Source organism: Enterococcus sp. 5H (genome assembly GCF_028128615.1).
GTDB lineage: Bacteria > Bacillota > Bacilli > Lactobacillales > Enterococcaceae > Enterococcus_L.
The window spans coordinates 19,011-32,500 of record NZ_AMDP01000058.1 but is presented as its reverse complement, the minus strand read 5'-3'; the positions used below and the strand labels follow the sequence as shown (position 1 = coordinate 32,500).

Here is a 13,490-nt window from a genome sequence, read left to right as displayed (position 1 = left end):
ATTAGTAACAAAAATGCAAAAAGCAGCAGAAGATCGTGGGATGGAAGCTGATATCTTTGCAGTATCTGCATCAGATGCCGATAACAACTTAGAAGCCAAAGATGTAAACGTATTACTTTTAGGCCCGCAAGTTCGTTTTATGAAAGCACAATTCGAACAAAAATTAGCACCAAAAGGAATTCCATTCGATGTAATTAATATGTCAGACTACGGCATGATGAATGGTGAAAAAGTATTAGATCAAGCAATCGCATTGATGGGTAACTAATTAAAAATAAAAAATGGATGGAGCATTAACTATTATGGAAGATCAACAAAACTTAGAAGCAGTTATGGGATTAATTATGTACGGAGGAAATGCAAAGAGCGATGCAATGGAAGCGATCGCAGCAGCCAAAGCTGGTAACTTTGAATTAGCAGATCAAAAAATTGCTGATGCAGAAGAATCACTAGTTCAAGCACATCATTCTCAAACAGGAATGCTAACACAAGAAGCACAAGGCAATCATATCCAAGTCACACTATTAACAGTTCATAGCCAAGACCACTTAATGACGTCAATTGCTTTCACAGATTTAGCGAAAGAAATCATTGATCTGTATCGTCGTATGGACAACGAATAAATTGATGTAAAACACAACGGGAACCGAGTTGATGTTGCGTAGTACCTACTCGGTCCTCGTAGCTAAATATTTTTACCTCGGCCTCTTTTCGGCTCAAAGGGAAAATTTTATGAAAAGTGATTTAAAAAGTGTTACTACTTTTTAGATAAATATTGTTTAGGAGGAAAAACAAATGAACAAATTTGTTCAATGGATGGAAAAATACTTTATGCCAAAAGCTTCAGTTATTGCAGCACAACGGCATTTAGTGGCGATTCGTGATGCTTTTGTCGTAACGATGCCATTAATGATTTTAGGAGCACTTGCAGTACTTATTAACAACTTACCGATTCCAGGATTTTCAGACTTAATGGATAAACTATTTCCAATGATCGTCAACGACGCACCAATTTGGAAAAGCTTTGGTGGAAATATTTGGAACGGAACATTCGCAATTTTTTCTATTTTAATTTCATTTTTAGTTGCATACAATTTAGTAAGATCATATGGTAAAGACGGCATTGCTGCCGGAACTGTATCTGTTGCGTCATTCTTTGCAGTTGGCGGATTAAGCGGTACAGATGCTACTGGATTATTTATTGCATTGGTTATTGCACTTATTTCAGGGGAAATTTTCCAAAGATTAGTAGGTAATGAAAAATTAGTAATCAAAATGCCGGATGGTGTTCCGCCAGCAGTGGCAAAATCATTTGCGGCATTATTACCTGCAATGATTACAATCAGTTTGTTTAGTTTAGTAACATCTATTTTATTTGGATTTGGTATTGATAACATTGTAGTTTCATTCTACGAAGCAGTACAAAAACCTTTCATGGGATTAGCAAACAGCTACCCATCAGCATTATTGTTAGCATTTATTACACCTTTCTTATGGTTCTTTGGTTTACATGGTGCAAATATGGTCGATCCATTAATGCAAACAATTAACGTACCAGCGATTGATGCTAATATTAAAGCTTTAGAAGCAGGTGAAAAAATTCCTTATATCGTTAATAAACCTTTCTTTGATTCATTTGTAAACTTAGGTGGTACAGGTGCGACGTTAGGATTATTAATCGCGATTTTCATCGTAGGACGTAAAAATAAACCTTACAAAGTTATTACAAACTTAAGTTTAGCACCAGGTTTATTCAATATTAATGAACCCGTAATGTTCGGTCTACCGATCGTGTTGAACCCAATTATGTTTATTCCGTTTATTATTACGCCAATGGTTCTTGTAACAACAGCATATATTGCCACAGCAACAGGCTTAGTCCCAGCTGCAACATTTATGCCGCCTTGGGTAACACCGCCAATTATCGGTGGATTCTTAGCAACGAAAAGCATGGCTGGTGGTATTTTAGCTGCAGTGAACTTAGCGATCTCTGTACTAATCTATATTCCATTCGTCAAAGTTGCAACAGATCAATTCTTAAAACAAGAAGCACAAGCTGAAGAAACTCAAGCTTAATCAATTAAATATCAGATAAAATCTCCCTGTTAATCAATTTACATTTCGGGAGATTTTATCTATTTAAGGAGATGCATAGAATGAAGTATCAATTTCCAGAAAATTTTTGGTGGGGATCGGCAGCAAGTGGTCCTCAAACAGAAGGTGTTTTTGAAGGTGACGGCAAGGCGCAAAATATTTGGGATTTTTGGTATGAAGAAAAGCCTGAAAAATTTTTCAATGGTGTTGGTCCAGATAAAACATCGCAAGTTTACAAAAAGTACTTAGAAGATATTCAATTAATGAAAGAAACGGGACACAATTCATTCCGGACTTCAATTCAATGGAGCCGTTTGATTCCTAATACACAAACAAGAGAAATCAATCAAAAAGCGGTCGATTTTTATAATGATATGATCGACCATTTACTGGCAAACAAGATTGAACCATTCATGAATTTGTATCATTTCGATATGCCGATGGAATTACAAAACAAAGGTGGCTGGTTAAATAGGGAAGTCGTTGATGACTATGTATTCTATGCAAAAACTTGTTTTGAGTTATTTGGTGATCGAGTGAAAAAATGGTTTACACATAACGAACCAATTGTACCAGTTGAAGGCGGCTATTTATATGGTTGGCATTATCCAGATGAAGTAAACCTAAAACATGGTGTGCAAGTAGCTTATCATGAAGCTTTAGCCAGTGCCAAAGCAATTGAAGTTTACCATAGTTTGAATTTAGGCGGTGAAATTGGAATTGTGCTCAATTTAACGCCAAGCTATCCAAGAGATGAAAAAAATGAAGCGGATGTTAAAGCTGCTCGCTTAGTCGATGGGTTATTCAATCGCTCGTTTTTAGATCCAGCAGTGAAAGGTCATTTTCCTGAAGATATTGTTGAGTGGGTCAAAGAAAATGATTTGATGCCAGTAACAACTCCAGAAGATTTACAAATAATTGCAGATAATACAATTGATCTTTTAGGCGTTAACTACTACCAACCACGCAGGGTTAAAGCAAAAGAAACACCTGTTGAGATTTCAGAAAAAGGTATTTTACCAGAAGATTTTTATGATATCTATGACATGCCAGGGAAAAAAATGAATCCTTATCGTGGTTGGGAAATTTATGAAAAAGGTATTTATGATACCTTAATAAATATAAAAGACAACTACGAAAATATCCGCTGCTATATTTCGGAAAATGGCATGGGCGTTGAAGGTGAAGAACGTTTTGTGAATGAACAGGGCATGATTGAAGATGATTATCGAATTGAATTTGTCAAAGATCATTTGAAATGGGTACACCAAGCGATCCAAGAAGGTAGCGCCGTTCAAGGGTATCATATGTGGACATGTATGGATAATTGGTCGTGGCTGAATGCTTACAAAAATCGTTATGGTTTTATCGCTGTCGATTTAGATCAAGATGGTCAACGTACTATTAAAAAAAGTGGATATTGGTTTAAAGAATTAGCTGAAGCGAATGGTTTCGATTAAACAAAAAATATAGTGAAAAGTTGATATAACAATAAAGAAAGCGCACACAAAAAATAGTGTGTAGCAAAAAAATGTTAGTGTGTACACAATCTGTATAGACCAAATCCTTGATACTAAAGGGTTTGGTCTATACAGATTTTGGCACGGTTCTTGCTTTATATAAAAGTGTAAATACAACAAAACATAGAAGGAGTGGCAATAATGGCTAAAAAAACAATTATGTTAGTATGTTCAGCAGGAATGAGTACAAGTTTATTAGTAACAAAAATGCAAAAAGCAGCAGAAGATCGTGGGATGGAAGCTGATATCTTTGCAGTATCTGCATCAGATGCCGATAACAACTTAGAAGCTAAAGATGTAAACGTATTACTTTTAGGTCCACAAGTTCGTTTCATGAAAGCACAATTCGAACAAAAATTAGCACCAAAAGGAATTCCATTCGACGTAATTAATATGTCAGACTACGGCATGATGAATGGTGAAAAAGTATTAGATCAAGCAATCGCATTGATGGGTAACTAAGAAAATAAAATGTGAACGGAGTTATAACTCGTGGAAGATCAACAAAATTTAGAAGCAGTTATGGGATTGATTATGTACGGCGGTAATGCCAAAAGTGATGCGATGGAAGCAATTGCAGCAGCCAAAGCCGGTAACTTTGAATTAGCAGATCAAAAAATTATTGATGCAGAGGAATCGCTAGTTCAAGCACATCATTCTCAAACAGGAATGCTAACACAAGAAGCACAAGGTAATCATATCCAAGTGACACTATTAACAGTCCATAGTCAAGATCATTTAATGACGTCAATTGCTTTTACAGATTTAGCAAAAGAAGTTATTGACTTGTATCGCCGTTTGGACAACGCGTAAGGAATGCTGTTTTCTTTTTTGAACGGAGGAAAATAGAAGTTAAGGTTTTTTGAACGGGATCTTAACAACTAATGGTTTAAAAAGTGTAAGCGCTTTTTAGATAAATAGTATTTATAGGAGGAATATACAATGGATGGATTAACAGCCTGGATGGAGAAGTACATTCTGCCAGTGGCCGGTAAAATTGGTGCGCAGAAACATTTAGTTGCATTGCGTGATGCTTTTATCGGAACGATGCCAGCAACAATGGCAGGGTCAATTGCCGTAATGATCAATGCGATCATTCGTGATTTACCGCAGCAGTTCTTTTCTGACTATGCAGCAAATCTTGCTGCTGACAAAGGAATCTTTGCAGTTATTAATGTTATCATTGGGATCAACGGGTTTGTTTGGAACGGTACGTTGGCAATTGCAGGTTTGATTTTCGCCTTTTCTTGGGGGTATAACTTAGCAAGAGCGTACAAAGTAAACGATTTAGCCGGTGGTATCGTTGGTTTAGCGACTTTGATTCAAGGAATTGCCTTTTCTTATTCTAATACTTTAGAAACAGCTGTTCCAAAAGAATTAATGAACACAATCAATGCAGGTACTGCAGACAGTGGTTGGTCAGCAACAGCAACTGGCTTAACAGCAGGCGGCTGGGGATGGCTTAAATTAGATCACTTAAATGGAAACGCATACTTTACTGTTATGATTATGGGAGCCATTTCAGTTATCATTTTCTGTAAATTAATGTTGGCGAATATTACAATCAAAATGCCTGATTCAGTTCCGCCAGCAGTATCAAAAGCTTTCGCTGCGATCTTACCGGCAACGATTGCGCTATATGTTATTGCTATTATTAACTTTGTAGTAGGTAAATTAACAGGTGGACAATTGATTATTGATCTTGTCCAAAAATATATTGCAGAACCATTCTTGGGATTATCTCAAGGGTTAGGTGCAGTTTTGATCGTAACAATTTTTGTTCAAATCTTCTGGTTCTTCGGGATTCATGGTCCAAACGTATTGGCACCTGTTTTAGAAGGTATTTGGGGACAAGCACAACTAATCAATATTGATATTTTCCAAAAAGGATACGATGGTTTAACTGGTACTCCAGCTGTCTTGAAAGCAATTGACGATGGCAAAGCTTACATGTGGGTACGTGGTTCATTTGATGCCTTTGCATGGTTTGGCGGATCAGGCGGGACAATCGTCTTGATCGTTGCAATCTTACTATTCTCTAAACGTGCAGATTATCTAACTGTTGGTAAATTGTCATTAGGACCTGGTATTTTCAACATCAATGAACCAATTATGTTTGGTTTACCAATTGTATTAAATGCAATCATGTTCATTCCATTCTTAGTAGCGCCTGTTGTGGCAACTACTATTGGTTGGTTAGCAACATACTTCGGATTAGTAGCACCAGTTTCACAACAAGTAACTTGGGTAGTACCGCCATTATTATTGTCATTCTTAGCTACAGGGGCAGACTGGCGTGCACCGATTGTGACACTTGTGTGTATGGTGGTAACCTTCTTAATTTGGACACCATTTGTTATTGCAGCAAATCGAATGGAACCAACGGATATTGAATAATAGAAAATAACGAGCACGTTGCTTTCGCTTTAATTGAAGTGAAAGCAACTGCTTAAACGATTAAGGAGAGATGAAAAATGATTACTATTGCTAGTGCAATGCAACAAGAAGAAATCAAGAACTTATTAGAAAATTATGACGGTGGCGATTTTACGTATACATTTACTAAAAAACAAGGAATTAAATTATTTTTTGAAGTAACAGGAGATCCGGAAGCCGCAGCTAAAAAAGCAAAAGATGAAATCAAAGCCCAAACTTGGGGCAGTGTTTTATACCTTCAAATATTAGCAGTCTAAAAAAAGATTGGATGGATGTAAAATGGTAAGAAATGGCTTATTTGTATGTAGTATTGGATTTTTAATTGTTTTATATACGTTGAATCCAGCTTCAATGCAATATGATTTGTTAAGCATGACGACAGGAATTTTCTTGATAGTTGTGGGTGGTTATTTCTTTTTCAAAGGGAAAAAAATTGAAGAAACTAAAGAAAAGAAACAAAACAATGAGGTGAGCAAATAATGGAGATTACTAAAAAATTAAACATCCCTGCGCCTTACTTCTATGAAAAAGTGATTGATTCTGTTCTTTTTGATATTCGCAAACATACAGGGAAAAGTTTAACGAAAAAACAATTAAATAATTTTGAATATGTAAAATCATTTTCTAAAAATAGTAAAGCAAAAATAAAAGTCGAAAAAATTATTGATAACACATCATACCATTTTAGAACATCAACCACTAAAAATGATTTTGCAGTTTCCTACGAAATTGTTCCAATTGATGAAAAATCTTGCGAAATTCACTATGAAGAAAAAATGGAATCATTTGGATTTTTACAAAAAATTAATGATGCAGTTTTAGGGACAATTTTGATGTATTTTAAAAGGCGCCAATTTAATAAGATGCTGCAAATGATCGAAGAATCCTACTAAGAGTGTCTGAGGGCACTCTTTTGTTGTCTACTACATCAATATATTTTACATATTTAAAAATATCATGAAGAAAAATTATTAAGAACTAATCCCAAAATATTTTAAATATCACTCTTTTGCGTTATCCTTGTTAAATGAAGGAGTGAGAGCATGATGAATGAAATCAAGAGAATGAATGAAGAGCATCTAGATGAAATGTTCCAATTAGCTGCATATGCTTTTAACGCAGAAACGACAGACGAGCGGAAAGAAAGATTTCAAAAGATTGTCCAACATTCTTGGAATTATGGCTATTTTTCGGATAATATTTTAGCAAGCCAAGTTATTTCAACACCTTTTACAGTGAATTTCCATAAAGTAAACTATCAAATGGCCGGAATCGGTTGTGTATCTTCTTATCCTGAATATCGAGGACAAGGCGGTGTGTCAGCGATAATGAAACAGCTCTTAACTGATTTAGCTGAAAATAAAATTGAGCTTGCTTATCTAGCACCATTTTCTTATCCATTCTATAGAAAATATGGGTTTGAACAACTTTTTGAGCAGATCACATATACCATCAAAGCTGCTGACTGGCCAAATATTAAGGCGACACCTGGTCAAATGAAGCGAGTCCCTTTTGAAGTAGCGCAAAACACCATTCAAGAAATCTATCAAAAAACAGAAAGAAATCAGCGTGGGGCATTAACGAGAGAAAACTGGTGGCTGGAATATACATTTGGCTTAGATCAAACAAATCAATTTGCAATATATATAAATGAACAAGGTGAAATAGAAGGCTATTTAATTTATCAATCAAGTGCAGCTCGTTTTACCATAAAAGAATGGGGCTATTTGACTAATCAAGCATTCAAATCAATTTTACGCTTTGTAGGGTCGCATAATGGATCTTCACAAGAGTTTCACTTTGAAACAGGATTTGATGGGCAAACACTAAGTTATTTATTGCCTGCGCCTCTAGTGAAAATGGAAATTTCTCCATATATGATGGGAAGAATTGTTGATTTGGAAAGCTTTTTAGAAAAATATCCTTTTGCAACTGGTGCAAATGAGTCCTACTATCTAGAAATTGAGGACCGATATGCTTCATGGAATAATGGTCTATGGAAACTAAGTATTAACAATCAAGGTAAAGGTACGTTGCTAAAAATCGATTCTTTGCCGCAAGATGTCTTAAATGAGAATACGATTTCAGGTGATATTCAAACATTTACTCAAGCATTTATGGGATACCGTTCCTTAGCTGAATTAAGATTTTATGAAAAAATAAGTGCCAATGAAACGCTTATCAAGGCATTAGATGAGCGTTTGGTAAAAGGTGTACCAGTTTTAGCAGATTACTTTTAAGAGGAATACAAAAAAACTTCAGACAGTTTTCAATGAAAAACATAAGATTTTCTAGTCTACAAGCAGATGATTGGTGGAACAAAACAATTCTTCATATAATAAGAGTATGATATGAGTGTGTTTAATACCAATGAAAGGCGGGAACGAACATGAGTAAAACAAAAGAAGAAAAAGTTGCTAGAAATGGAAAAATCGGGAAAACTTTAGCGATTGTCGTCGGTGGACTTTATTTGGTAAAAATGCTAAAAGGGAAAAAGAGCCAAAAAAAGTAAATCAGCAGTAGATTAGATGAGCATTTTTTTTAGATTTTCAGTTTACTATGGAACAAAATTGGAAAATAATTTTGTTCCATAGTTTTTTCTTGCTATTTATCATTGACACTATTGGTAAAGACTTCTAAAATAAATAAGGAATGTTCTCGTAGCTCAGTAGGATAGAGCAATCGCCTCCTAAGCGATAGGTCGCTGGTTCGATTCCAGTCGGGAACGTAAAAAACACCATTGAAAGGTTGATTTCAGTGGTGTTTTTTTGATTTGTGCCGACTATGTGCCAAAAAATATGAAAACGTCGATAACTAGATTAAAAGATGTTTTCTTTATCTTTACATTAAGCCCAATCACCATTACGGAAGATAGGAACACGCGTCCCGTCTTCTTTAATTCCGTCAATATCCATTTTATCTGAGCCAATCATGAAATCAACATGCGTTTGACTACGATTTAAGCCAGCTTCTTTTAATTCTGCTTCTGTCATTTCTGTACCACCTTGTAAGTTAAAGGCATACGCTGAACCAAAAGCTAAATGATTAGAGGCATTTTCATCGAATAAAGTATTGTAAAAAGTGATTCCTGATTGAGAAATTGGCGATGGATCTGGAACGAGTGCGACTTCGCCTAAATGACGAGCCCCTTCATCAGTTTCTAAGAGTTTTCCTAAAACTTCTTCGCCTTGTTCTGCTGAAAAATCAATCACTTTTCCATCTTTAAAAGTGAACTTCATCCCAGTAATCGTAGTACCAGCGTAACTTAATGGCTTAGTGCTTGAAACATAACCGTCTACTCGACGATTATCTGGTGCAGTAAAGACTTCTTCGGTTGGCATATTCGCCATGAATTTTTCCCCACGTACATTGTCACTTCCAGCACCTTCCCACAAATGGTTTTTAGGAAGACCAATCGTTAAATCAGTTCCTGGAGCTGTGTAATGTAAAGCACTGAATTGTTCTTTGTTTAATTCGTCAGCTTTTGAAGCTAATTTTTTGTCGTGAGCAGCCCAAGCTTCTACAGGATCAGCTTCGTAAACACGGGTAGTTTTAAAGATTTCATCCCAAAGTGCATCGACTTGTTTGTCACTGTCTTTTAGCTCAGGAAATACTTTAGCTGCCCAGTCTTTTCCAGCAGCTGCAACAACAGTCCAGCTGACTTTATTCGCTTGGGTTGCTTTTCTAAGATTGACTAAAGCTTTACCAGTCGCTGATTGAAAAAGTGCTACACGATCAGCATCTACACCAGCAAGCGCATCAGGATTAGCAGATACTACACTAATTCGGCTAGCACCTTTTTCCACCCAGTCATTTGTCTGATCTATTTTATATTGTGGAATGTTTTGTAAATGATCTTCAGAAGCATGTTGCAGAAATTCACGTTGAATGAAATCGTCATTCCATTGAACAATAACTTCAGCAGCACCTAATTTATAGGCTTCTTCAGTAATTAATCGAGCCAATGGTGCTTGATCAACGCTAATTTGCAAAACAATACTGTGGCCTTTTTGAACATTTACACCTGTTTCAGCAATGAGCTGTGCGTATTTTTTCAAAGTTTCATTAAAATTTGGTAATGTCATTGGGTAAGCCTCCTAAATTTTTGTATAGATAATCGTTCATATCATAACACGGAAAAGCTATGAACTCAAACAATCCAGCAAGGTGAAAACATTATTTAATTCAAGAAAAAAGCCTAAAAAAGACCTATCTAATCAAATCATTAAAATAATAAAATTTAGAGGACTAGTATTTTGCAGAATAATCAAATCGTGTTACAATAACTGTAGTATTATATGGAAGCGTTGTAAAGGATAGGTAGAGGAGATTGAAAGATTATGGCAAGAAAAAAAACGATTACTAAAGATCAGATTTTAAATGCTGCATACGAAGTAGTGGCCACCGAAGGCTTTTCTAAATTCACTGCGCGAAACATTGCGAACAAAATGAAATGTTCAACGCAACCTATTTATTTAGAATTCAAAAATATGGACGACTTAAAGGAAGAGTTGTTTGAAAAAATTCATCAATATTTAGCGAATGAAGTATTTCCAGTAATTCATACGGGTAATACAATTGTGGACTTAGCGTTAAATTATATCCACTTTGCTAAAAATGAAAGTAAGCTATATCGTGCTTTGTATTTAGAAGAATATGGCGGCGGGAAAAGAATGCAAGAGTTTTCATACACTTATTTTTCAAATGCAGTAAAAAAAGATTCAGAGTATGAAAAATTAGATGATACAGAAATTAACTCTTTGCATATGGGAACTTGGATCGTTGCGACAGGAATTGCTGCATTGATGACTTCTGGGATTATTCATCCAAATGATGAACAAATTGAACGTTTGATGAAAGATGCTATCGAACAAATTTTAGAACGAGATGAACCAATCGATATTGATAATTAAACAAACAAATTAAAAGGTTGGACAAAACGACGAAATGTTTTGTCCAACCTATTTTTTTATTTTACTGCTTCAGCTAATTTTTTGGCAAAAGCTTCAAGATTTTGAATATCTTCTTCTTCAGCTGCTAAGTCAACTTTTACACTGTCAGCGCCTTTAATAGCACCGATTTTTGTAAAGACAGCATCGAAATCATCAACTGATTTACAAAACTCATCATAAAACGTGTCGCCTGAACCGCAAACACCATATGTTTTTCCAGATAGATTAATTTCTTGTAATTCTTCATAAAAGTCAACGATTTCATCAGGTAATTCACCATCACCATATGTGTACGTTGCGATAACACAAATATCAGCATCTTCAAAGTCTTCTGGATCAACTTGAGTGCACTCATTGATTTCAACTTCAATATCTAAATTTTCAAAAGCTTCAGCGACGATATCCGCAATTTCTTCTGTATTTCCAGTCATGCTTGCATAAACAATTTTAGCTAAAGTCATTAGATTTCCTCCTTCAAATAATACAATCCTGATTATATCAGAAGAACGAAGGTCATGTAAATTACAAAAAGAAGCTTAAACCCGATAATTAGCGCAATTATGATAAAAAAATGATGAAATATATTTTATACAACTACTTTTCAGTGAAATTTTCACAAATTATGATAAAATACTCTTATATAAAGATTAGGAGACGATAATTAATGATTACCTTAAAATCACCAAGAGAAATTGAAATGATGGATGAATCCGGCGAACTATTGGCAGATGTTCATCGCCACTTGCGTTCGTTTATTAAACCAGGTGTTACTAGCTGGGATATTGAAGTATTTGTAAGAGATTTTATTGAAAGCCATGGCGGCGTTGCTGCACAAATTGGCTTTGAAGGATATGAGTATGCAACTTGTTGTAGTATTAATGATGAAATCTGTCATGGATTTCCTAGAAAAAAACTATTAAAAGATGGTGATTTAATCAAAGTAGATATGTGTATTGATTTAAAAGGTGCTGTATCTGATTCTTGCTGGGCTTACGTTGTCGGCAACTCAACACCAGAATTGGACCATTTAATGGAAGTTACTAGAAAAGCACTCTATCTAGGGATTGAACAAGCGCAGGTTGGCAATCGTATCGGTGATATTGGTCATGCCATCCAAACGTATGTAGAAAGTGAAAATTTATCTGTCGTGAGAGATTTTGTTGGACATGGAGTCGGACCAACCATTCATGAGAGCCCGGTGATTCCTCATTATGGTGAAGCTGGTAAAGGGTTACGCTTAAAAGAAGGTATGGTTATTACAATTGAGCCAATGGTTAATACTGGAACATGGCGTATGAAAATGGACCCTAATGGTTGGACTGCGTATACGCTAGATGGTGGAATTAGCTGCCAATTTGAACATACATTAGCAATTACGAAAGATGGCCCAAGAATTTTAACTTCTCAAGGAGAAGAATTAACATATTAATCAGTGAATGATACGTTAGAGGAGAATCTTATGAAATTAGTGGACAAAGTAAAAAACAATGAAAAGTTAATGCGTTTTATTGAAACTACACAGCGCAGAATGATAGATTCTGATATAGGAAACACATCTGTTGTCGTAGCTTATTATTTACTTCTGTCCCTATTTCCTCTACTGATTGCGGTGGGAAATATCCTACCTTATTTACATATAGACTCCAATACAGTGCTGCCTTACATTGCAGAAGTGATTCCAGAAGCAATTTTTAATGACTTAGAACCTGCTATTAAATCTTTGTTAACCCAACGCTCAGGTAGTTTGCTGTCTATTTCAGCTTTAGCCGCTTTGTGGAGTGCTAGTCAAAGTATTAATGCAATGCAAACAGCAATGAACAAAGCTTTTGGTGTGGAACAACGCAGTAATTTCATTATTGTCCGTATTATGTCTTTGTTTGTAATTTTGTTATTATTGACTGCGGTTGTTGGAGTTGTAGGTGTTTTAGGTTTAGGTAAGACCATTTTAGATATATTACAACCTATTTTTCATTTTTCAACAGATTTTATTGATACATTTCAGACATTAAAGTGGCCGTTAACGTCTTTAGTCTTACTGGTTATTATGAGTTTGATTTATCGAGTTGTTCCAAATGCAAGATTATCATTCCGATCAATTTTTCCTGGAGCTGTATTTTCGACAATCGGCTGGATGCTGTTATCACAAGTTTTTGGATTGTATATCAATCTTTTCGGTTCCAAAATTTCCAGTTATCAAATTATCGGAAGTTTTATCGTATTGATGCTATGGCTGAATTTTGCTGCGACGATTATTATTTTAGGCGGAATTATAAATGCAGTGGTTAAAGAATATGTTTCAAACGAAAAAATCCAGCATCGCTATGGTCTGCTTAATCGATTAGTAGATAAAATAAAAGGAAAATTCATCAAATAGACAAAAAATCGTGTCTAAAATAAATGAACCAACCTGTTTTACCAGCGAGTGGAAACACCTGTTCCAACTTGTAAATATGGAATGATTCGGTATAATATACGATGTACATTAAGA

The 13,490-nt window shown here is 35.4% G+C and carries 17 protein-coding genes and 1 tRNA gene; 16 read left to right on the top strand and 2 right to left on the bottom strand.

Features of this window, described 5'->3' with window-relative positions; all coding sequences use genetic code 11:
- From C240_RS14505 to C240_RS14445, 13 genes are all read left to right on the top strand, one after another.
- Positions 1-268 (top strand): PTS sugar transporter subunit IIB (locus tag C240_RS14505; RefSeq protein WP_271497262.1); only part of this gene is annotated, 268 nt, incomplete at its 5' end.
- Positions 269-302: 34 nt separating this feature from the next.
- Complete coding sequence (locus tag C240_RS14500) at positions 303-623, top strand: PTS lactose/cellobiose transporter subunit IIA (protein ID WP_087641070.1); 321 nt, start codon at positions 303-305, stop codon at positions 621-623.
- 172 nt (positions 624-795) lie between these two features.
- Positions 796-2,076 carry a PTS sugar transporter subunit IIC gene (locus C240_RS14495; protein ID WP_271497258.1) on the top strand — a complete coding sequence of 427 codons (1,281 nt, stop codon included), beginning with the start codon at positions 796-798 and terminating at the stop codon, positions 2,074-2,076.
- A gap of 80 nt (positions 2,077-2,156) precedes the next feature.
- Entirely contained in the window at positions 2,157-3,554 is a 1,398-nt protein-coding gene (locus C240_RS14490) for a glycoside hydrolase family 1 protein (RefSeq protein ID WP_271497256.1), read from the top strand.
- 201 nt (positions 3,555-3,755) lie between these two features.
- Positions 3,756-4,076, top strand: a complete 321-nt coding sequence (locus C240_RS14485) for a PTS sugar transporter subunit IIB (RefSeq protein WP_271497254.1) — start codon at positions 3,756-3,758, stop codon at positions 4,074-4,076.
- Positions 4,077-4,106: 30 nt separating this feature from the next.
- A complete protein-coding gene (locus C240_RS14480; protein WP_271497252.1) occupies positions 4,107-4,427 on the top strand; it encodes a PTS lactose/cellobiose transporter subunit IIA in 321 nt (106 codons plus the stop codon).
- A 129-nt stretch (positions 4,428-4,556) separates the two neighbouring features.
- The gene (locus C240_RS14475; RefSeq protein ID WP_271497250.1) at positions 4,557-6,011 is read left to right on the top strand and encodes a PTS sugar transporter subunit IIC; all 1,455 of its coding nucleotides are present in this window, start codon (positions 4,557-4,559) and stop codon (positions 6,009-6,011) included.
- Between the two features lie 77 nt (positions 6,012-6,088).
- Positions 6,089-6,307 carry a hypothetical protein gene (locus C240_RS14470; protein ID WP_271497248.1) on the top strand — a complete coding sequence of 73 codons (219 nt, stop codon included), beginning with the start codon at positions 6,089-6,091 and terminating at the stop codon, positions 6,305-6,307.
- Between the two features lie 22 nt (positions 6,308-6,329).
- Positions 6,330-6,530, top strand: coding sequence for a DUF3188 domain-containing protein (locus tag C240_RS14465; protein WP_271497247.1), 201 nt, complete (start codon positions 6,330-6,332; stop codon positions 6,528-6,530).
- Positions 6,530-6,943: a DUF3284 domain-containing protein gene (locus C240_RS14460; protein ID WP_271497245.1), complete on the top strand. Its 414-nt coding sequence runs from the start codon at positions 6,530-6,532 to the stop codon at positions 6,941-6,943. The genes C240_RS14465 and C240_RS14460 overlap by 1 nt, the downstream gene beginning before the upstream one ends.
- A 150-nt stretch (positions 6,944-7,093) precedes the next feature.
- Complete coding sequence (locus C240_RS14455) at positions 7,094-8,290, top strand: GNAT family N-acetyltransferase (RefSeq protein ID WP_271497243.1); 1,197 nt, start codon at positions 7,094-7,096, stop codon at positions 8,288-8,290.
- A gap of 149 nt (positions 8,291-8,439) precedes the next feature.
- Complete coding sequence (locus tag C240_RS14450; protein ID WP_271497241.1) at positions 8,440-8,562, top strand: hypothetical protein; 123 nt, start codon at positions 8,440-8,442, stop codon at positions 8,560-8,562.
- A gap of 142 nt (positions 8,563-8,704) precedes the next feature.
- Positions 8,705-8,778: transfer RNA gene (locus C240_RS14445), tRNA-Arg, on the top strand.
- Between the two features lie 118 nt (positions 8,779-8,896).
- On the opposite strand, the gene C240_RS14440 is transcribed toward C240_RS14445, so the two are convergent.
- Complete coding sequence (locus C240_RS14440; protein ID WP_271497240.1) at positions 8,897-10,135, bottom strand: aminopeptidase; 1,239 nt, start codon at positions 10,133-10,135, stop codon at positions 8,897-8,899.
- Positions 10,136-10,390: 255 nt separating this feature from the next.
- On the opposite strand from C240_RS14440, the gene C240_RS14435 reads away from it, so the two are divergent.
- Positions 10,391-10,963 (top strand): TetR/AcrR family transcriptional regulator, encoded by a 573-nt coding sequence (locus C240_RS14435; RefSeq protein ID WP_271497239.1) that lies wholly within the window; start codon positions 10,391-10,393, stop codon positions 10,961-10,963.
- A 56-nt stretch (positions 10,964-11,019) separates the two neighbouring features.
- Here the strand turns inward: C240_RS14435 and C240_RS14430 are convergent, their stop codons facing one another.
- Positions 11,020-11,463, bottom strand: a complete 444-nt coding sequence (locus tag C240_RS14430) for a flavodoxin (RefSeq protein WP_271497238.1) — start codon at positions 11,461-11,463, stop codon at positions 11,020-11,022.
- A 203-nt stretch (positions 11,464-11,666) separates the two neighbouring features.
- On the opposite strand from C240_RS14430, the gene map reads away from it, so the two are divergent.
- Entirely contained in the window at positions 11,667-12,431 is a 765-nt protein-coding gene (gene map, locus C240_RS14425; RefSeq protein ID WP_271497237.1) for a type I methionyl aminopeptidase, read from the top strand.
- Positions 12,432-12,461: 30 nt separating this feature from the next.
- Entirely contained in the window at positions 12,462-13,376 is a 915-nt protein-coding gene (locus C240_RS14420; protein ID WP_271497235.1) for a YihY/virulence factor BrkB family protein, read from the top strand.
- The last annotated feature ends 114 nt before the right edge of the window (positions 13,377-13,490 follow it).

Coding starts and splice junctions, on each gene's coding strand:
- map (WP_271497237.1), top strand. CDS start 11,667: ATGATTACCTTAAAATCACCAAGAGAAATTGAAATGATGGATGAATCC.
- C240_RS14500 (WP_087641070.1), top strand. CDS start 303: ATGGAAGATCAACAAAACTTAGAAGCAGTTATGGGATTAATTATGTAC.
- C240_RS14420 (WP_271497235.1), top strand. CDS start 12,462: ATGAAATTAGTGGACAAAGTAAAAAACAATGAAAAGTTAATGCGTTTT.
- C240_RS14495 (WP_271497258.1), top strand. CDS start 796: ATGAACAAATTTGTTCAATGGATGGAAAAATACTTTATGCCAAAAGCT.
- C240_RS14450 (WP_271497241.1), top strand. CDS start 8,440: ATGAGTAAAACAAAAGAAGAAAAAGTTGCTAGAAATGGAAAAATCGGG.
- C240_RS14470 (WP_271497248.1), top strand. CDS start 6,089: ATGATTACTATTGCTAGTGCAATGCAACAAGAAGAAATCAAGAACTTA.
- C240_RS14440 (WP_271497240.1), bottom strand. CDS start 10,135: ATGACATTACCAAATTTTAATGAAACTTTGAAAAAATACGCACAGCTC.
- C240_RS14490 (WP_271497256.1), top strand. CDS start 2,157: ATGAAGTATCAATTTCCAGAAAATTTTTGGTGGGGATCGGCAGCAAGT.
- C240_RS14430 (WP_271497238.1), bottom strand. CDS start 11,463: ATGACTTTAGCTAAAATTGTTTATGCAAGCATGACTGGAAATACAGAA.
- C240_RS14475 (WP_271497250.1), top strand. CDS start 4,557: ATGGATGGATTAACAGCCTGGATGGAGAAGTACATTCTGCCAGTGGCC.
- C240_RS14455 (WP_271497243.1), top strand. CDS start 7,094: ATGATGAATGAAATCAAGAGAATGAATGAAGAGCATCTAGATGAAATG.
- C240_RS14465 (WP_271497247.1), top strand. CDS start 6,330: ATGGTAAGAAATGGCTTATTTGTATGTAGTATTGGATTTTTAATTGTT.
- C240_RS14435 (WP_271497239.1), top strand. CDS start 10,391: ATGGCAAGAAAAAAAACGATTACTAAAGATCAGATTTTAAATGCTGCA.
- C240_RS14460 (WP_271497245.1), top strand. CDS start 6,530: ATGGAGATTACTAAAAAATTAAACATCCCTGCGCCTTACTTCTATGAA.
- C240_RS14485 (WP_271497254.1), top strand. CDS start 3,756: ATGGCTAAAAAAACAATTATGTTAGTATGTTCAGCAGGAATGAGTACA.